A 19,928-nucleotide genomic window follows, 5' to 3' on the forward strand; every position below is an offset into this window, starting at 1 on the left:
CTTTTGTTTGGAAGAGACTTCTTCGCTCTGATCGCAGGGCGAGGAGTCTCTTCTAAAAATGGAATGAATTTAATATTTAGCGAATTATGAAAAGTTATAAAATCTGGGCGTCGGTGCTTTCGCTCTGCGTAGGTCTTTTCGCGGCTTCGTGCAGCGACGACGGAACGGAAGAACCGCAGATCGTTACACCCGAGATTGCCATTTCCGAGGTCATTCCGGATGTGGAGAGCGTTACTTTCACGCTTACGACCAAGGATGCGACCGCTTATGAATACGGATGCGTTCCGACGAGCGAATTCGAGAGCGGCGCGATCGTCGAGATGACCCGCGAGGAGGGCGCTGCTCCCGCAGACCCGATCAAGATCGAGGGACTGACGGCTTCGACGGCCTATACGATCGTCGCACGGGCCTACAACGGCGAAGTGCGTTCGGAGACCGTGAACGAAGCCACCACGACGCTGGCCGCTGCGAGCGAAGCTCCGGTGCTGACCCTCTCGGAACCCGTCGTCGACGGACAGAGCGTAACGTTCAAGATCACCCATACGGGCGATTGCGCGAGCTACAACTATGCAGTGTATGAAAAGAGCGCGGGTCTGCCCGAGAATTTCAAGACGGTAGCCGCCAAAGAAGAGGGCGTGGAAGTCGAGGTGAGAGGTCTGAAAGGCGAGACCGCCTATGTGATCGAAGCCTACGGTACGATCGGCGACATTACGGGCGAACACGTGAAGGACGAATTCACGACCGAGGCTCCGGCACTCGATGTGGCGATCTCGGAAGTTACCGCCAGAGACGCCCGCATCCGCACGACGATGGAGGAAGGCGTCTGCGCCTCCTACTACCTCGGCGGTTTCCCGATGTCGAACGCACTGACCAACGAGGAGATTCTCGAGATGATCGCGGCCGAAACGAGCGATATTCATCATACGAATGACATGGACGACCTCTTGTCCAACTTGCAGATCGACGGTCTGACGGGCGGACTCGAACCCGAGACGACTTATATAGTCTGGTGGATCGCCTGCGACGCAGATCCCGATAACGATAAGGAAGAGAGCGCGAAGCTCACCGCTTCGCAGATCCAGAAGACCTCGTTCACTACGAAGGAACTCGATCTGACCAGCACCGCTACGGTGGCCGTCTCGGTGGAGGCGATTTCCACGTCGACTGCGAGCGTGAAGTTCACGCCTTCGTCCGATGCCGTACAATACTATTATGTGGCGATTCCGACGGCCGACGTCGAGAAATTGTACTTCAACGACAATTTGCTCGCGAACCATCTGATCCTGATGAAACCTGCGCAGACCGCTGAGCAAACCATCGCATTCAATTCGTTGAAATCCGAAACGTCCTATACTTTCTGCGCGATCGCCGAGGATAAGGACGGTAAGTTCGGCGTGCCGGTCAAAGTCGTGGAATCGACCAAAGGATTCGAATTCGACAGTTCGGTGGTATTCGAGCTCAAACAGATGGAGCTGAAAAACGATCCGCAGGAGAACGCTCAGTTCTCTATCGAGGGGGATCTGACCGACGCGCAGGAGATCCGTTACATGAATATTACCCGCGCCGATTACAGCAGCCAGACTTATTTCGGCGGTAAGGACGAGAATGTGCTCAATGCGCTGCTTACAAACGGCTATCCCACAATAGCGGTTCTTCCCGACGAGTTGACGCGAGGGCGTCTGGATAAATTCACGCAGCTGGATCCTGCGGAGGACTATTACTGCTTCGCCATCATTCTGGATAAAGAGGGTAAGTTCACTTCGATGCAGAAGGTGGCCTACAAGACGGCTTCGTACGATCAGGAGGGCACGGCGACCGCAACGTGGGAAATCAGCGAGGAGAAGCAGGCTGTCTACGGAGACAACAGGCTCATGGCAGCCACGGATTACAAGCTGAAGATCACGCCCAATGCGGATTGCGTCGAATCGTGGGTCTATATCGTCCATAAGGAGGCCTACGAGGCGCAGCCGACCAAGGAGTTGATCCGTCAGGCCAAGACGCAGGATGCGGGTTGGCACAGCCAAGGCGCGACGCCGTGGATCACGGAAACCAAGACTGTTTACGACAACTATATGCTGCTCGTGGTTTGCAAGGACAAGGATGGCAAATACAACGACATCCGGCGCGATGCAAAACCCATCGAGAACAAATATTCGAATTACGAGAAACCGGAAAACCCTGACGAGGGCGGAGGATCGCCCAAGGGGAACAACTGATTTACATTCATTCAATAACCTATTAAATTTTTTATGAAGAAATTATTTTATATCCTCGCCTTCGCCCTTGCAACGACAGGTTTCGCGGCGTGCAGCGATGACGAGGGAACGGAGGGGGGAACCAGCACCGAATCCGGCATCAACTCCAAGGATTTCGATGCGACGGTTGCCGTATCCGGCGATGGAGAGGTGAAGAATCTGACGTTCGATGCGAAGGGGACATGGTCGATCGTGTCGGCCAAGACGTGGTGCTCTTTCGAACCGTCGAAAGGTTCGGCCGGCAAGAACACCATAACGCTCACGACCGATCCCAACGAGAGCGGCTCCGAACGGTCGGCGAAAATCACCATTACCGTAGAGGGCCATAAGCAGGAGGTGCTCTGCACGGTCGTGCAGAACGGTGAAACGCCCGAACCCTCGACGATGAACGACTGGATACACGAGATGATGGGCGAGTATTATCTCTGGAATGAAGAGTACCGTCAGCTCGATATGGCACCGTACCTTGAGAACGAGACCATCGGATTCAGCGCTTTCCTCCAAGCGGGACTCGAAGGCGTGGATGCCATGGATCACATCAATATCGAGGACGGCGGCTGGGTTAAAAACAAGGAAACGGGCGCACTGGAGCGCGAGTTCTTCTCGAACGTGAAGCAGGTGAGCGGCGGTATTTCGTATGCTCCCGCCGCAATGCCGGAGACACGTGCTCAGATAACGGGTCTCGGATTCGTGCGGCTTATGCCCACCTACTTCACCGAGAATTCTCCCAAGAAAGTCGGCATCGGTGTCCTCGCCGTGTATCCCGATTCGCCGGCGGCAGAGGCCGGTATCGGACGCGGTACGTATATCAACCGGATCAACGGTGCGACGATCACCGAATTAAACTATAAGTCGCTCGTGAAGCAGCTCAGCATTTCGAGCGGAACGGTGAGACTGGGGTTGGCCGAGATTTCCGTGGTGGACGGCCAACTGAGCATCAACGAGCAGGGTCCCACCGTCAATCTGACGGCTGCGGCTTACGAGGAGTCCGTATTCTACTATGCAGGTACGGGACAGTTGGAGGATGGCAGAACGATGGCCTATCTGACCTACGGACAGTTCGAAATGACGTACGATCAGGCGTTGCTGGATCTCTTCAAGGAATTCAAGCAGAAGAACGTAACGGAACTCGTGCTCGACCTCCGCTACAACGGCGGCGGACATGTGATGTCGAGTACGATGCTCGCGACACTGATTGCCGGCGATAAGTACAAGGACCAGATCTACACCAAGATGGAGTATAACAGGGAGCGCACCGAAGCCGGAAAGGTCGGCGAATACCGCATCGGTAATTCGACCATTCCCGACGGCAACGGCGTTTACAGCCTGATCGTGGACGCTCTGCAATACTCGCTGAATCTCGATCATGTGTATGTGATCGGCACGTACGACACGGCTTCGGCCAGTGAAATGATCATCAACGGTCTGCGCGGCTTAGGCATCGACGTGCGTCTGGTGGGGCAGCAAACCCACGGCAAGAACGTCGGCATGGAGGTTTGGCAGCAGACTTCCGGTACGACCACCATCCAGTTCTCGCCGATTACGTTCCGTGCGTACAATGTGAAAGACGAGTGCGACTATGCGGACGGCTTCACGCCCGACTACATCTCGCCGAAGGAGAACGAGTATGCCGTCTTCCCGTTCGGCAGTGTCTATGAGACGGTCGCAGGTCCGGCTATGATTTGGATGATAGAAAACCAGAAACCTTCCGCTTCGCAGGCTTCGATGCTTAGGGTAGCTCCGGGTGCGGGCTTGCGTTGCGGCGAGCCGATCGACCTTACGAAGAAGGCCAAGATGACGGATGCTCTGGTTCTCGGAGCCGAAAACGAGTAATCGTTTCGTCCGGTGCAGTGAGGGCGGTGCAGCGAAAGGCACCGCTCTCTTTTTTATGTTTCGGACAGTCCGTTCGCCGGCCCGGTCCGGATGGAGGGGCGGAGGGTCTAATCCTGCGGCTGTCCGGTTATGCTTGCACTGTGCGTGAGCTCCCGCTCCGGAGCGGAAAGGCCGGTTGCGGGCGGGCCCGGACGGCGGAACAGGTCGGGAAATCGCGTATACTATATGACATCCGTTTCCGTTATTCGTCGATATGACCGGTAACTCAGATCCGCCGTCGTTCCCGGTTGCGGAGCTGCCCGGGGGTAAGACGATTCCGGGGAGGGCGGGAACGGGGACCGGCCGACCGGATGCGCGGCGGCCCGGAAGCCGGGCTGCCCCGGTCCGCTGCTGATTTTGCCGGATCCGGAGCGATGGCTCTTCGGGTGCGACATGTGCCCGCTGCGGCTGTCCGCAAGGGCGAACGGCCTTGTTTTTGTCGGTAGCATAAAGCCGAATGCTAACACGAAAAGATGATGAAAATGCGTCTTACACCGATTCTTCCGCCGGCAGCCGGATCCGGTTGCCGGCTTCTTGCCGGTGTCGCCTTTCCGGCAATGTGTTTTGTGTCGTATCGACGAATGCCTGCTTCGCCGGACGTGCAGGGATCGTCTGCTGATAAGAAGGGCGTATGATTGGCGGAAAAGAGTCGCACGCGGGTGCCAAATGCCCCGGCATGAGTATCAAACCGATGCTCAATATCCGAAGCGGAACGGGCGACGGCCGTCATACGCTCGTCATCCAACTGATCCGGGAGCGACGCCGGGGTGTGATCTTCACTCCCTATCGGTTGCTGCCCGAGGAGTTCGACGCCGCGAGGCGAAAGGCCGTCGTAACATGCCGTCGCAAGACGCATCTGGCTTTCATCCGGGAGGTCAATCTGTTTTTGGAAAATCAGCGGCAGGAGCTCGGACGCATCGTCTCCGAACTGGAACGCGAAGGGCGGCCGTTTACCGTGCATGACGTAACCTCGGCCTACCGCCAGCGGTACGACAACCGCTATGTGCACACCTTTTTCCGGCGCCAGATCGAGGACCTGCGCAAGGCGGGGGCGTTGGGAACCGCCAACAAATACAAGGCTACGCTGGTCGCTTTCGAGAAGTTCGCCGGTTTGCGGCGGGTCGATTTCGACAGCGTGGACGAAAACATGCTGCTCGATTTCGAGCGCTATCTCCGGCAGATACCCTTGTCGCCCAATACCGTGGCTTTTTATTTGAGTAATTTTCGGGCCGTGTACAACAAAGCGCAGAAGCGGGGTTATGTAACGCACGACAGATCGCCTTTCCGGGCTGTGCCGGTACATATCCAGAAGACGCGCAAACGGGCCGTCAGCGCCGAGGTCATCCGTCGGGTAGCCACGGCCGAGTTTCCCGATTCGGACAAGCTGAATCGTGCCCGCGATCTGTTCATGTTCAGTTTCTACACGCGGGGAATGTCATTCGTCGACATGGCCTATCTGCGGCAGGAGGACGTGCGGGACGGGTTCGTCCGTTACAGGCGCCGCAAGACCGGACAGGTGTATACGGTCAGGATCATCCCCGAGGTGCAGACGATTCTCGACCGTTATCGGGAGCAGTGTGCTCCATGGGCCCTGCCCGTACTGCTCGATTACGGGGAAGACGGCCTGTTGCATCCGCTCGTGTTCGAGGGCGCGACGTCCGACGAACGCCTCCGTTTCGAAACCAAACTCTATCTGCGCTATAAATACAGCCTTTCTCATTATCTGCGCTCCTTGCGGAGCATGCGCCGCCGGCTGGATCTGCCGGTCGGTCTCTCGTTCAACGTGGCGCGTCATAGCTGGGCGAGTCTGGCCCGCCGGCAGGGCGTGCCGGTTTCGATAATCAGCGTCGGGTTGGGACATACGTCCGAAAAGACGACGCAGATCTATCTGGACGAACTGGATAACAGTGCGGTCGATGCCGCAAACGAGACGGTGGCGGGTTTGTTGAAAAAGAGCGGGACGCCTTGGGGAAAGAACCGGAAAAAATAGTATATTTGTTGGCATAGGAGAACGCATGTCTTCGGAAAAGAGCGCATGCGGCGAAATACGGTCTTTTCCTAAAAGACTGTGGCGCCCGTTCGGGGTCCTGCCGAAGCTGTATTCGGACGTATCTTTATCGGCACAAAGATAGGGATTATTTTACTATTAGGTTCTACCCCCCCCCATACCAAAATCAGCCGAACACCTATCTGTTTGTTGTCATTTTCGTACTCCTAACCCTTTGCGGGTCAGGAGTATTTTGTTTTCAGTGCCGAAGGCGAACAGTGCATGTGTCGCTGGCAGAAACGGTAAAAGGCGAGATAACTTTTGAATCGGAACAGCCGAATCAGTTCGTCGTTGCTCCTGATTCCGTCGCGTATGGCCTGAACGATGTCGGCCGCTTTTTGTTTCACCCGCCAGCTGTGAAAGGGTTCGCCGAAGGTTTCGCGGAACCTGCGGATGAAGGCGCTTTCGCTCATGTTGGCCATTTGTGCGAGTTCGTTCAAATGCTCCGCCTGATGGTAGGTGCTCAGCACGAACAGTCGGAAATCATCCTTGGGCCGGATCACGTCCCGCAAGAAATCGCCCAGTTCCTCCGCTCCGTAGAAATAGCGCATCATCAGAAAGAGCTCGTACTCTTTGACGACATGATAGCAAGGCAGATGCAACCCTTCGGGTTCGAGAACCGGTCCCAGCCCCCGGAAAAAGAAGAGCACCTCGGGGACGATCGGCAATATGGGCGGAGAAGCCTTGCGGGAAGTTGCCCGAGTCGCTATCCCGGCCAATATGTCGTTGTGGCAGAGCGTGATCCGATTGTTGAAATCGAGTATCACCATTTCGCTGTCCGTCAGAGCCCGTACCGAAACATCTTTTTTCCGGGCAAGGAATACGCACTGTCGGTCGGTGAGTTCGTAGTCTGCGTTCCGACCGATACGAACATGTATGCGTCCCGTGAGCAGGAAGAGGATGCGATGCGAGCGGTAGTGCGCTTCGGGCAGCGTTTCGCCTTCGGTCAACCGCGTCCGTCCGAATCTTGCGGCGAAACGGTCTTTCTCGGCGGAACAGGTCGCGCATCCGGCCGGACAGTCGGGAGTATGGAAGCCGCCCCATACGGAATTTTCTGTTTGTTTCATCGCTTGTACGTGTCAGTATAGGTATATGTGCCTGAAAAACAACGTAAAAAAATCAAAGTTTCATCGTGTTTCGATAACTGTGCAATTAGTAAACATTCATTCGCAATCGAATCGTGCAATAGGTTAATATAGAAATCCATACATCAGGAAAAAAACGATGGCAGTCTTTTAGGAAAAGAGTGGCATGTTTTATTATCGTTCATCTGTCTCGTTCCGTGGCGTTTGCAGCTGACGCAGGGGAACCCTCCCTTTGCGCGTGAAGCCGGTTTGCCGTCGCAGTAGCGGATTTGCAACAAGCGATAAATTTTACATACATATGAGAAAACTGCTTTTCACGGTATTTCTGATCTGTTGTACGGCCGGTTCGGCGGCTGCGCAGCAGCTTGGAGTCAAGACCAATGCGCTGCATTGGGCGACGGCCGGTACGCTCAACGCAGGGCTCGAAATCGGGTTGGGCAAGCGCACTACGCTCGAACTGACGGGCGACTACAATCCTTGGCCGCTCGACAGGGACCAGAACAAGAAACTCAAGTTCTGGTCGGTGATGCCCGAGTTCCGCTATTGGCTCTGCGAGCGGTTCAACGGTCATTTTTTCGGTTTGCACTCCGGCTACGGCGAATACAATATCAGCGGTGTGCGTATCCCGTTCCTGAAAAAATCCATGAAAGACCATCGTTATCAGGGGTGGGCCACCGGATTGGGTATCTCCTACGGCTATTCGTGGCTGCTGGGCAGACGTTGGAACCTCGAAGCTACCGTCGGCGTGGGATACGTCTACACGAACTACGATCGTTACGAATGCCGGACTTGCGGGAAGTTCCGCGGTACGAACGACCGTCATTATTTCGGCCCGACCAAGGCCGGTATTTCCATCATATACATCATAAAATAGGAGGAAGAAGATGATGAAGCATATCTTTCGCATATTGTTGGCGGTGCTGGCATGCAGCCCGGCGTGGGCCTATGCGGGCAAATCCGAAAGGAAGACGAGCTATCTGCCGGCCATCGAGGTGGCGAACGGTGAGGTGCGGAAAAACGGCCGCAACGTGGAGCTGACGATGGTCGTCGATCTGAGCGGAGCGCGTATCCGGACGCAGCATACGGTGGCGCTCACGCCCGTGCTGGTTTCGCGCGACGGACAGCGCGAGGCGGCGTTTGCTCCGGTGGTGGTCGACGGCGGCACGCGCAACAGGGTCTACCTGCGGGCGCAGCGGTTGCGGAGCGTCGAGCTGCCTCCCCGACACGACGGACAGGAGGAGGTGGTCATCCGCCGCCGCAACGGCAAGGAGCAGACCTACGATTATGCGGCTTCGCTGCCTTACGAGCGATGGATGCTCGACGGGCGGGTGGAACTGCGCGAAGAGGTGCACGGCTGCGCGAACTGCGGTGTCGGCGAGGCGGAACAGGAACTTCTGCCCGCCGTGCTGCCCGAGTTCATCCCCCGATACGGCTTCGCTACGATCCTTCCCGAACCCGAACCGGTGAAGATGCGCGCCGAAACCCGTACTGCACGATTGCAGTTCCGGCAGGACAGCTACAAGATTCTGCCCGATTACAAGGACAACCGGGCCGAGCTGGACAAGGTGTCGAATTCGATCCTGCTCGTGAAACAGAACGAAGATGTGAAGATCACGGGTATCTACATCGCGGGTTACGCATCCCCCGAGGGGTCGATGGCGCATAACCTCACGCTTTCGGAAAACCGTGCCAAGGCTCTCGCCGAATACATCCGCCGTCATGACGACATTGTGCCCGACATGCTGCATGTCGAATGGCACGGCGAGGATTGGGAAGGTTTCATCGAGGCGCTGGACAGCTGTCCGCAATTGCTGGGGCTCGACCGCATCCGCGAACTGGTCGCGGAATACCCCGACAATCAGGATTTCTGCGAATTGGAGATCAGCAGGCTGGAGCCTGCGGAAATCTATGTCCGCCTGTTGAACGAGGTCTATCCGCGGTTGCGCCGCAACGAGTACAGGATCGAATACAACGTGCGTAATTTCAATCTCGAAGAGGCGCGCCGGATGGTCGGCGAACGTCCCGACCTGCTGAGCGTGCAGGAGATGTACAAGGTCGCCGGATCCTACGAGAAGGGGTCGGCCGAGTACGAGCGGGTCATGCAGACCGCAGCGCGTTGTTTCCCCGACGAACCGGCCGTGCTGAACGATCGGGCGCTCGATGCGCTCGGGAGGGGCGATGCGGCGGCCGCGATCGGTTTGCTGGAGGGGCGCGGTCCGGTGGAGAAGAACCCCTCGCTGCTCAATACGCTGGGCGTGGCCTATGCCCGCAGCGGCGAAGCGTACAAGGCCGAAGAGGCGTTCCGTCGGGCGGCGGATCGGGGGTCGGAAGAAGCGCGACGCAATCTGGAACAGGTCCGGAGGGTCATCGACCAACTGTAATTCGGAAAAGCCATGCTTCCCGAAAGGGGAAGCCGATAATAATCAACATTCAATTTTTTACATTCATTCATCCATTTATCCTATCAGTATTATGAAAGTCAAAAATTATTTGGTTCTGGCTCTCGCGGCGGCGACGGCGTTCGCGTCTTGCAGCAAGGAGCAGAGCAGTGTCGCAGGAGACGACGCTCCGAAGAGCGTAACTCTTACCGTGTCGAATGTCGTGCCCGGATCCCGTTCGGCCGGCAGCAAGGTAGAACCTGATAGTAAGGTGAAGTTCTCGGACCTTCAGGTGTTCTTCGCCACATCCGATGGCAATCTGGTGCAGGGCAAGACGCTGGACAACCAGCCTGCACAACACTATTTCACTACGGATCAGTTCGACGTGCGCGAGGACAAGGTGTTCCATTTCCTGCCGGCCAACGTGAGCAAGGTGATCGTCGTGGGCAACCTCGGTACGGAGCAAACGGGCGTTACAACCGTCGATAACCTGAAACGCACGCTGGAGATTGCCGATGAGCAGAACGAAAAGAATCTTTCGCTGTACGACGAGACGGAGCTGACGACGGTCTCCGGGACGGATGAGGCCGGACACCCGCTTTACGTGGCGAAGCTGACGCTCGAACCCCGCGTGGCGCGTATCGAGGTGGTCGGCTTCGAATATCAGGCTGTGGGGGAGAACCCTCGTAAGTATGCAAGCATCGAGATCGAGCAAGTCGTGTTGAACAACTACTACGATGGGGCCGATTTCTTGACCGGAGCCGTTAGCGGCGAAAAGACCAATACCGAGATCAATGAAGGTTCGGCTTTCGAATTTTTCGCAAATGCTGCTCAATCGGATGCTTGGTATAACGATATGCTCGATAACACAACTCTGCCGGAGGTCGTTTTGTCCGCGAGCAATGATTATAAGACGGCGTATGGCGACGGGGATAAGCGTCCGGCTTACCATTTCTTCCCTATGGCCGAGAATATCGGTACGACAGACCATCCGCAGCTCGTGGTGAAACTGCTCGGCACGACGGCTGACGGTGAAAAGGTACCCCTTTACCTTGCTACCAGTAAGTTCGATCCGGCCGTAACCGGCAACGTTGCCAAGATCTATCAGGTGCAATTCGCTTTCAACGACGATAATCTGTCGAATCCCGAGAAATGCGTCGAGGTCAACGTCGGTGTCGCTTCGTGGAGTGTCATACCGGTTTCCCCGGAATTCTAAGTCGATATTTTTGCGGAAAGGGAGCCGGAAACTCCCGCGCTCCCTTTCCGTTCTTTTTTCAGACGAAAAACATACAGACTATGAAATTCAGAATTTTTGTTTGGGGCTTGTTGCTTGCTGGGGTAACCTCGTCGTGTATCCGGGAGGACATGAGCGAGTGTCTTAACACGCACAAGATCGTGCTGAGCTACCTCGGAGACGGCCAGACCGAGATCTTCGGCGACAAGATCGATCGGGTCGAGATGTATGTTTTCGATGCGCAGAACAATTGTACGGATCATTTCGTCGTACCCGACGACCAAGTCGCGGCCCGTACCGCGCAACTGCCGCCCCTCGCTCCCGGCGATTACAGGGTGGTGTGTCTGGGCAATACCTACCATACGAAGATTGCGGATTTGTCGGCCGGAAGTTTCGATGCGATCCGTTTCGCCGATGCGGACTATCTGGATACCGGAGCCGCTTCGGGGAACGACTCGCTCTACTATGCATCGGCTTCCGTTGCGGTGCAGGAATATACCGGAAAGGACGTCGAACGGACGACGCTCGTCTCTTTCGCCAGTTCCCACTACGACTTATCGGTCGAGGTCGCGGGCATTCCCCAGTCCGATGTCAGAGCCGGCCTCGTGCCGAAGCTCGAAATTTGCGGTGTCGCGCCTTGCACCGACTTCGAAAACCGCGCATGCGGAGAGGCGACCGATTATACGCTCGAAACCGAGTACGATGCCGGCAGGATGCTGCTGACGTCGAAAACCAATATCATGCGGCATACGAACCACGGGGATGTGAACGTCTGCCTGCGCCCCGCTTCGGGCGAAGGCTCGTTCGTCGAGGTCAACCTCGCGGAGTTCCTTGCCCGGAATCCCCGGATCGACTGTTCGAAACAGGAAGTGCTTATCCCGATCCGCATCGAATTCACCTCGGTGGGGGTGGAGGTCTCGGTGCCCGATTGGTTCGTTCAGGAGGTCAAACCCGAATTTTAAGCGATTACGACCATGCATAAAGTCAGATACCTGTTGCTTGCGGCGTTCGGCGCCGCCTGCTGCGCCGGGGCGATGTCCGGCTGCGGCAAAGAGGAGGGAGCGAGTCCCGACCCGGCCGGAAAGAGGAGTGTCTCCGTGCTTCTGAACGTCGGATCGCGCGACGTCGATGCCACGGACGGAACGCCTGCGGCCGAAGAAGAGGCCCTGCATTCGCTCCGCGTCTATGCCTTCATCGGCGACGAACGTGTCGGCCACTATTACAGCGACGGCGATTTCGGGGCATCTGCCGTGTTCCTGATGGATATGGCTCTGAAATCGACGGACGTTCAGACGGTGGATTTCTATGTCGTGGCCAACGAGGCGGCGATGATAACTCCGCGCGGCAACGAAAAACTCACCGAAACGACGACCCGCAGGCAGCTTGAGGAGTTCTCTTTCACGGAACTCGACACGACGCAAGGACTGCCGATGTACTGCCAGACGCAGGTGGAGATCAATGTGTCCGAGGACAGTCCCAATCCTCCGGCGGATCCGGATCACGCGGGGCATACGCAGTTGGCGCAGACGGTCGATATTCAGCTCAAACGACCCTTCGCCAAGCTGGGTGTTTTCGCCGCCAAGCGTCCGGGCGAGACGGCCGAGCTGCGGATCACCGGTCTGAGGATGCGGAAGGAGGGAACGCGCATGCGCAACTACCTGATGGAACAGGACCGCGCGACGCTGGAACAGGTGGGGGCGAAGGATGTGCCTTTCGAGCTCGATCCGGTCGAAGCGCCTGTCGGCGAACTGAGGGTTCCCTCGGGGACGACCGAAGAGGCGGCCCGCCGGGATGCGGCCAATTATACGCCCGTGCTCGGAACGCCCTTCTATCCCTTCGAGAATCCGTGGCAGAACGGCGGCAGCTGGGACATTCCGGGCGACACGCAAGGCAACGTGTTGGAGATCGACTACACGTTCGGCGGCGAAAGCCGCACGGGGGTGGTATATCTGCCGGCAACGGAGCGCAATTCCTACTATACGGTGTGCTGCCTGATGAACAATTCGGGGAAGTTCACCGTGGAATATCTGGTCGCGGATTGGGGTGAGGGCGACGTCTGGGACGATCTGGTTTTCGACTATCCGTCCTACACCAACCCGCTTCTTCCGAGCCCGGACGCCGAAACGCCCATACCTCAGACGATGCCGACGATTTACTACAATCCCGACTACGACCCGTCCGACGACGATACCTTCGATGAAGCGTCGCCGGCGGCTGCGGGCAGTTACTCCTTTTTCTTTCAGCTGACCGCACCTTCGGGACAGGAGTGGACGGCGACGCTGGCCGATGTCTCCGCGTCGGACTATTCGGTTGCGGTCTACGACCGCGGCGGCAGGAAGGTGGAGAGCCCCGCGGCTTCGGACGATTTTTACCGGATCGTCGTGCGCGCACTGAACGACGACCCGGAGTACGTGGGGAATTGCATCCGTCTGGGCATCACCTATACGCCGACGTGGGAAAGCTCCGGGGGCAACTATCTGCTCATCAACGGCGAGCAGGGCGAAACCGAGTGGTGTTCCGATTCGGGCAGCGAACAGGTGCCCGAGTTGATCGAGATCAGACATATCGCCAACATACCGGTAACCGAGTAGCGAACCGGAACCTCAAGATTAAACAATTCAGCGACGATGAAACGGATTATATCCTATTTAACGCTCTTCGGCTTCGCAGCCTGCATGTTTGCGGCCTGCACGCGGGACGAGGCTCCGGCGCTTCCCGCAGAGAGCGAAAACAGCATCCGCCTCGGCATCTCGGGCATCGAGCGTATGACGCGCGCCGAGGACAAGGGCGTCGAGTCGCGCGTTGACCGGCTCGACGTGCTGATATTCGATGCGGAGGGCGACAAGCGACATTACGAAAGGGTAGCGGCCGGCAGCGTGGACGAGGGCGTGATAACGCTCAAGGCCAAACGCTCCGATTTCGCTGCCGGCGCCGGCTATTGGGTCTATCTGATCGCCAACACCTCCCATGCCGAGGCGGATTTCGAAGCCCTGACCACGCGCGACGGACTGCTGGCGATGATGCAGCGGGACGAGAACATCCACATGACGGGACTTTCCAATGTGACCGGCGCTCCCGAGACATTCCTCATGGACGGCATCGCCTATCCCCGGAACGAGGCGGAGCCCGATGTTCCGGGCACGGTGAAGCTCTACGACGGAGTGCCGTCGAACGATACCGAACTGATGGTAACTCTGCGTCGTGCGGCCGCCAAGATCGTGGTGCACATCAGGAAGGGCAAGAGCATCACCTTCGACGACTACGCGACCGCCGCCTCACACGGCAGCGGCTATTACGTCCGCAATCTGCCGGTTACGACCGCTCTGGTGGCGGGCGTGGAGCAGAATGCCGACGTGGCGACCCCCGCCAAGAACAACGCGGGGTATTTCGAGTGGGGCGTCGGCGACAAGACCTCGATCGACGAGGTGCGCGTAACGGCCTATGCGTACAGCCACGATTGGAACGACAAGAGTGCGCTCGACTGGGAGCCCCGTCTGGTCGTCAACCTGCCGATGTGGTACCACGGCGAGGAGGGCGATGCGGACTACGAGCCGGACAAGACCGAGAAGAATTTTCTCCTAAATAGCTACTATCAGATTCCGATCTGCCGTCCGTCGGTCAAACGGCTCGAACGCAACCGCTATTACGAAGTAACGGTCGAGGTGAATGCCAAAGGTGCGGTCGATGCGTCGGAGCCGGTCGAATTGGGCCCGATCGAATTTTCGGTCGAGGAGTGGGAGGAAGAGACGATCCCTATCGGGGGCGAAACCGCCCGTCCGCACTACCTGATGGTCAATACCGATTCGCTGGAGATGCACAACGTGGCCTACGACGCGACGTCGATCGAATTCGCCTCGTCGTCGCAGGTGAAGGTTACGGTCGAAGAATCGTGGTTCATCAATAAGTTCGGAGTAAAACGTCCGCTCGGTACCGAGGATGTTGCAGCCGAACCGGATGCGATCCTCTCGGGACATATCGGCGTGCGCAGTCCCGTGCCGACGAACAATGCACCGCGTTACATCAAGCTGAAGGTGGAAAACGAGGACCAAGTCGAACCGCGTTATATCATCGTTATCCAGTATCCGCTGGTTTATATCACCAACACGCAGGGATATTACTCCTACCGCGAAGATTTCGGCAGTACGACCTATGAAAATAGGGGTGAGAAGGGCATTGTCAGTGCGAGCTACTTGAGGTGGGGGAAGCGATGGAATTATTTGAATTCGTATTCCAACTCCTACTATTTTTGTTCGAAAGTCGCGGAGTTGAAAACGGGGGAGAGAAATCAGGGGAAATCCAATATTTATTATTATGCGTGGGAGCACGTATGGGACGAGAGCCCCCAAACATCCAACGTTTTGACGGAGCTTGTCAACGCCCGCATGTATCATGTCCGGATTGCGGCTTCGTCGGGCGAGTACACGCTGGGCATACCCCGCCGGAACGAGGAGGGTTATACGGCTTCCGACGACGAAGCGCCCAATAATTCCAAGGTCGTTTCTCCGTCGTTCCTGCTCGCTTCGCAGCTGGGTGCTACGCAAACGGCCTCCTCCACGGCTCAGGCGGAGAGCCATTGCGCGAAATATGTCGAAACCTATGTCGACGATAAGGGCCGGACCGTTCATCTCACAGGTTGGCGTCTGCCGACCCAATACGAGATCGGCGTGATCCTCGGACTTCAGCCCGGCGAGAGGGAGAATACGGATGATATGGCGCTCGACAGAGTGCTGACGGGCGACAGATACTGGTCTGCTTCCGGTGCGGTCAGCACCGATGACTGGCATAATGTAACGAATTACGGCAGCTACTATACCCGTTGCATCCGCGATGTCTACGATTCCGATGATTTGTAAACAGCCACCACAAAAAGCGACGACTACTATGATAAAAAGGATGATATACGCTGCGGCCGCGCTGGCGGGCATGCTGGCCGCGAGCACTTCTTGCGTGCGGACCGATCTGCCCGATGCGGATGTTGCGGACGACGGTTATGTCGAAATCCGTTTCGATGCCGATATTCCGGCGATGCCCGTGGTCGATACCCGCTCGGTCGATCCCGACGGAACGGGCGTGCAGAACATGACGCTTTTTTGTTTCGACAGCTACGGGTTGTTCGTCTCGACGACGAAGGCTTCGGTAACGACGACGACGGACGACATGGACCGAGGGACGTTTACGGCCAAGGTGCCGCGAAATACGCGCCTGATTCATTTCCTGTGCAATCAGAACATGGAGGGATTTCCGGAAAGCGATTTCTACAACCAGTCGGAGGCGCAGGTGATGGCGTCGCTCGAAGGTTCGTCGGGCATGATGATCTACTGGGCGCGGTTCGCATGCGAGGCCGACGACGACCGTTCGATCGCCGACCAGCTGAAGGAGCAAGGCAGCATCGAACTGGTGCGCAACCATGCGCTGATTTCGGTGGACGCTCCCCGGGACAACGAGTATTTCGAAGCAACCGGCTTCGTAGTCTGCAATACCAACGCTTTCGGCACCGTGGCGCCCTATCATCCCGAGGAGGGATTCGTATGGCCCGGTACGGAACCTTTCGTTACGTTGCCGAAAAATACGTCGGTGATGAGCGACATCCTCGATGTAACGACCGACATGCAGCAATATGTCTTCGAATGCGAGAATACGGCCGACCGACCCGTCAGCGTGATCCTGCGCGGCCATAACATCGGTGAAGGCGAAGATAAGGACCTCTACTACCGCGTGATGCTGATCGGACAGGACGGCGAGCAGCTGCTCATACGACGCAACCATCATTACAAGCTCCATATCGAGGGGGCTCTCTCCTACGGGCAGGCGTCGTTCGGCGACGCGCTCGAAGCCGCCGCAACGAACAACGTCTGGATTTCGATTCAGGACAATATCGACGAGGTGTCGGACAATACGTACACCCTGAAAGTGGATCGGACGAGCTACGTGCTGGACCAGAGCAACGCGGGCAAGATCTTCCAGATCGGCTATACGATCCGCAGAAACGACGATACACCAGTTACGGCGGACGACGCTGCCGCGGTAACGTGGCTCGCAGGCAACAACGTGGCGGGACAGAGCATCGAGCACACGTTCCACATCGACGAGGACGGAACGGGATCGGGTAAGATAGGAATCAGCCTGCGACACATGGGCGACAATGAGAAACTCGAAGGTACGCTGCTCGTCAAGAAGGGATTGTTGCAGCGCAAGATCAAGGTCATTCTGATCAAAACGCAGTCGTTCCAGCCGGCGTGGGTGGCTTCGCAGGTATACGGTACGCCCGGCAGCGACGGCACTACCTACGGCGAACATGTAACGCTGATGTTCACCGTGCCGGAGACCTGTCCTGCGGAGTTGTTCCCGTTGCGGGTGCTGATCGGCGTCGAAGACCTCGACGTGCGTGCGGCGGCCGGTATTTCGCTGCCGGTGGTTCGCCGCGGCGAGGCCGACTTCGGCGAGAATATTTACAACGACAAGGGCGAGCCGATCGAATACAAGTTCGTCTACACGGCCCAGCAGCCGGGCGTGCAGCGGGTCTATTTCCGTACGATCCTGCCGCAGAGCGGGACGGGAGCGAAGACCAAGGTCTCGATCGAGGCCGAACATTTCGCAACGCAGGAGAAAGAGGTTACTTATACCGACGACCGGTACATGATCGAGGTCTTCGGATTGGACGAATATGACGCCGATTCCGGCAATCCCGACGGTTTCGCCGACGACGAAGCGATCTACTACCGGCTGGTTCCGCAGAAGAAGGGAGCTTTCGTGCAATTTACCATGCATTTGCACGATAATACGACTGTAGCCCCCGGTAACGAGTACGGTGATTTCGTCAATGCCACGGACGCGGACGAGTTTCTGATCTACTCGCAGTTCCTCGACCATATTCCCGATGGGGAGGAGCCGGATGGCATTACGTTCGATTGCACGTTCCAGCCTGTCAACGAGAATCAGTGGACGGAGAACGGACGTATGTATCTCTTCTACCCGCGATGGGGTGCCCAGACACCGGCGGGAGGCAAAGGAGTCTATTCGATCTATCTGAAAACCAACCGGCCGCAGAGCGCCGAAGTCGTGCGCATAGCCTCCAACATCGAAGGAGAGAAGTCCTTGAAAAATCCTACGGCGGATTATGAGGGCCGCGGATACCGTTCGACTTCGTTCGAACTGGCCAATTACAATCCGTTCCGTTTTGCAGCGACCGTCGACGGGAAGGGCGAGTTTTCCACGGGCAGCGACGAGGAGCCGGTTACGGAACTCGAATGGGAGTATCGGAATCCGGACGAAACGAACGTCTACCTCGAATTCGATGTAACCAGTTTCCGCGGTTCGGACGGCAAGTCGGTCGATCCGTTCGGCGAGGAGTTCGAGATTCGGATCGATGCACCGATGCTGGAGATCGACCGGACGAAGCTGGAGGAGTGCCACCTTACGCCCGACAAACTCAAGGCCGATCCTGCGGTCGAGGGGCGTTTCATCTACACGGTCGCCGCATCGCGCGAGGAGGAGCGAGAATTCGGCTTCACGACTGCCCATACCACCGACACTTCGCCGGAGCTGCCTTCGCAGGATGGTGAACGTAAGAGACTGCCGTTCAAGGTCAATCATGTGGTGAGCGCCGGCGATATCACCCTTTCGTCGAACGAGGATCAGGTAGTCTTCTTTCAAAAGACTTTCCGTGTAACCAACAAGTCGATCGAAGGTGAGATCTCCTACAATCCCGGGACGGGGGAACCGCGTCCCGTGCCGCGCAATGCATTCGTCTCCTTCACGCAGACGAATACGGGAAGCCGGGTCGGGTCGATGACCATCACGGCAGACGGCCGCTACGAACTGCGGTTGCGCAAAGAGTATGATCCCGGGTGGTACGACCGCATCGAACTGCATTATACGAAGGACGGTACGGTCTACCATAACGAGGTCGACGAGAACAATCCCCTGACGCTGGCCCGTCTGGTGCAGTCGCCCGACCTCGTGTTGGTGCCGGCGACAGAAGAGCGGTCGGGACGATGAAGAGTTTGTTGCCGCTGCTGCTCTGCGGAGCGTGTGCATTGACCGGAGGGCCTGAAGGACGGGCCGTAGAGCCTGCCGTGATTCCGGAATCCCGCGCCGTCGCGGGGGATTCCGGAATTGCAGGCGGTTTCGATCCCGTCGTCCCCGGTGCAACCGCGTTCCGCCTGCCCGAGGTGCCGGCTACGCTGCGCGATCCGGCCGACCGGGCCGATTATCTGGCTCTGCACTATTGGGACCGTTTCGATTTCACCGATACGTCCTCCGTCGCCCGTCCGGAAATCAGCGAACAGGCTTATGTCGATTTCCTGAGTATCCTGCCCTATGCCCGTAATGCCGCGGCCGCGGTCGATACGCTCTATACGCGGGCGGCGGCGTGCACGGAGGTGCTCTATTATTTCATCGAATTGGGCGACAAGTATCTCTACGAACCCAATTCGCCCATGCACGACGAGGAGCTGCACATACTGATGCTGCGGTCGCTGACGGACAATCCCCGGATCGCGGAGATCGACAAACTGCGGCCGCGCCGGCTGTTGGAGATGGCATTGAAAAATCGCCCGGGCGAGCGGGCCGCCGATTTCGGATTTCTGGACCGCGATGGACGCGAGCGGCGCATGTCGCATCTGGAGGCGGAATACACGCTGCTCTATTTCTACGATCCCACGTGCGACGAATGCGAACGGGTGAAGGCGCGTTTGGTCTCTTCGCCTGCGATCCGTGCCATGGTGCGGAGCGGCAGACTGGCCGTGTTGTCGGTGAGCGTGGCGGACGGGGAGGCATGGCGCGAAGAGGTCGTCCCGCAGGGATGGACGGACGGCTGCGATGTCGCAGAACGGCTGACCCGCGACGGAATCTACGACCTGAAAGCGATGCCCACGCTCTACCTGCTCGATCGCGGAAAGCGGGTGCTCCTCAAGGATGCTTCCGTCGACCGGATCGAAGCGCGGCTCGGGGAGTAGGGCGGGGCCGGTCTTTCGGGTCCTTTGGCCCGGAAACGGCGAAAGGACTGTCTAACAAGTCTTAGACAGCCCTTTTTGATTTGTACTGCAATTTGGGAAT

At 57.4% G+C, this 19,928-nt stretch carries 12 protein-coding genes; 11 read left to right on the forward strand and 1 reads right to left on the reverse strand.

Annotated features, from left to right (window positions below; translation table 11 throughout):
* The first annotated feature begins 86 nt into the window (after positions 1-86).
* The 3 genes from BN3659_RS08600 to BN3659_RS08610 all read left to right on the forward strand — a co-directional run bounded on the left by BN3659_RS08600 (position 87) and on the right by BN3659_RS08610 (position 6,117).
* Complete coding sequence (locus BN3659_RS08600) at positions 87-2,216, forward strand: hypothetical protein (RefSeq protein WP_091536226.1); 2,130 nt, start codon at positions 87-89, stop codon at positions 2,214-2,216.
* 33 nt (positions 2,217-2,249) lie between these two features.
* Positions 2,250-4,088: a S41 family peptidase gene (locus BN3659_RS08605; RefSeq protein WP_091536228.1), complete on the forward strand. Its 1,839-nt coding sequence runs from the start codon at positions 2,250-2,252 to the stop codon at positions 4,086-4,088.
* A 715-nt stretch (positions 4,089-4,803) separates the two neighbouring features.
* Positions 4,804-6,117 (forward strand): tyrosine-type recombinase/integrase, encoded by a 1,314-nt coding sequence (locus BN3659_RS08610; RefSeq protein ID WP_224757871.1) that lies wholly within the window; start codon positions 4,804-4,806, stop codon positions 6,115-6,117.
* 239 nt (positions 6,118-6,356) lie between these two features.
* Here BN3659_RS08610 and BN3659_RS08615 read toward each other — a convergent pair whose 3' ends face one another.
* On the reverse strand, positions 6,357-7,241 hold the full coding sequence (locus tag BN3659_RS08615) for a helix-turn-helix domain-containing protein (RefSeq protein ID WP_091536231.1): 885 nt from the start codon (positions 7,239-7,241) through the stop codon (positions 6,357-6,359).
* Positions 7,242-7,557: 316 nt separating this feature from the next.
* Between BN3659_RS08615 and BN3659_RS08620 the strand changes: the two genes are divergently transcribed.
* From BN3659_RS08620 to BN3659_RS08655, 8 genes are all read left to right on the forward strand, one after another.
* Positions 7,558-8,133 (forward strand): DUF3575 domain-containing protein, encoded by a 576-nt coding sequence (locus BN3659_RS08620; protein WP_091536232.1) that lies wholly within the window; start codon positions 7,558-7,560, stop codon positions 8,131-8,133.
* Positions 8,134-8,146: 13 nt separating this feature from the next.
* On the forward strand, positions 8,147-9,640 hold the full coding sequence (locus tag BN3659_RS08625; RefSeq protein WP_091536272.1) for an OmpA family protein: 1,494 nt from the start codon (positions 8,147-8,149) through the stop codon (positions 9,638-9,640).
* Between the two features lie 91 nt (positions 9,641-9,731).
* Positions 9,732-10,853: a hypothetical protein gene (locus BN3659_RS08630; RefSeq protein ID WP_091536234.1), complete on the forward strand. Its 1,122-nt coding sequence runs from the start codon at positions 9,732-9,734 to the stop codon at positions 10,851-10,853.
* An 80-nt stretch (positions 10,854-10,933) separates the two neighbouring features.
* Positions 10,934-11,833 carry a FimB/Mfa2 family fimbrial subunit gene (locus BN3659_RS08635; protein WP_091536235.1) on the forward strand — a complete coding sequence of 300 codons (900 nt, stop codon included), beginning with the start codon at positions 10,934-10,936 and terminating at the stop codon, positions 11,831-11,833.
* Positions 11,834-11,845: 12 nt separating this feature from the next.
* On the forward strand, positions 11,846-13,462 hold the full coding sequence (locus BN3659_RS08640; protein ID WP_091536236.1) for a hypothetical protein: 1,617 nt from the start codon (positions 11,846-11,848) through the stop codon (positions 13,460-13,462).
* Positions 13,463-13,498: 36 nt separating this feature from the next.
* The gene (gene fimD / locus BN3659_RS08645; protein WP_091536238.1) at positions 13,499-15,724 is read left to right on the forward strand and encodes a fimbrial tip adhesin FimD; all 2,226 of its coding nucleotides are present in this window, start codon (positions 13,499-13,501) and stop codon (positions 15,722-15,724) included.
* 28 nt (positions 15,725-15,752) lie between these two features.
* Positions 15,753-18,869 (forward strand): hypothetical protein, encoded by a 3,117-nt coding sequence (locus BN3659_RS08650; RefSeq protein ID WP_091536240.1) that lies wholly within the window; start codon positions 15,753-15,755, stop codon positions 18,867-18,869.
* On the forward strand, positions 18,866-19,828 hold the full coding sequence (locus BN3659_RS08655; protein WP_091536241.1) for a DUF5106 domain-containing protein: 963 nt from the start codon (positions 18,866-18,868) through the stop codon (positions 19,826-19,828). Before BN3659_RS08650 ends, BN3659_RS08655 begins: the two co-directional genes overlap by 4 nt.
* Positions 19,829-19,928 lie beyond the last annotated feature (100 nt).

The sequence above is a fragment of the Alistipes sp. CHKCI003 genome (genome assembly GCF_900021155.1).
GTDB lineage: Bacteria > Bacteroidota > Bacteroidia > Bacteroidales > Rikenellaceae > Alistipes > Alistipes excrementavium.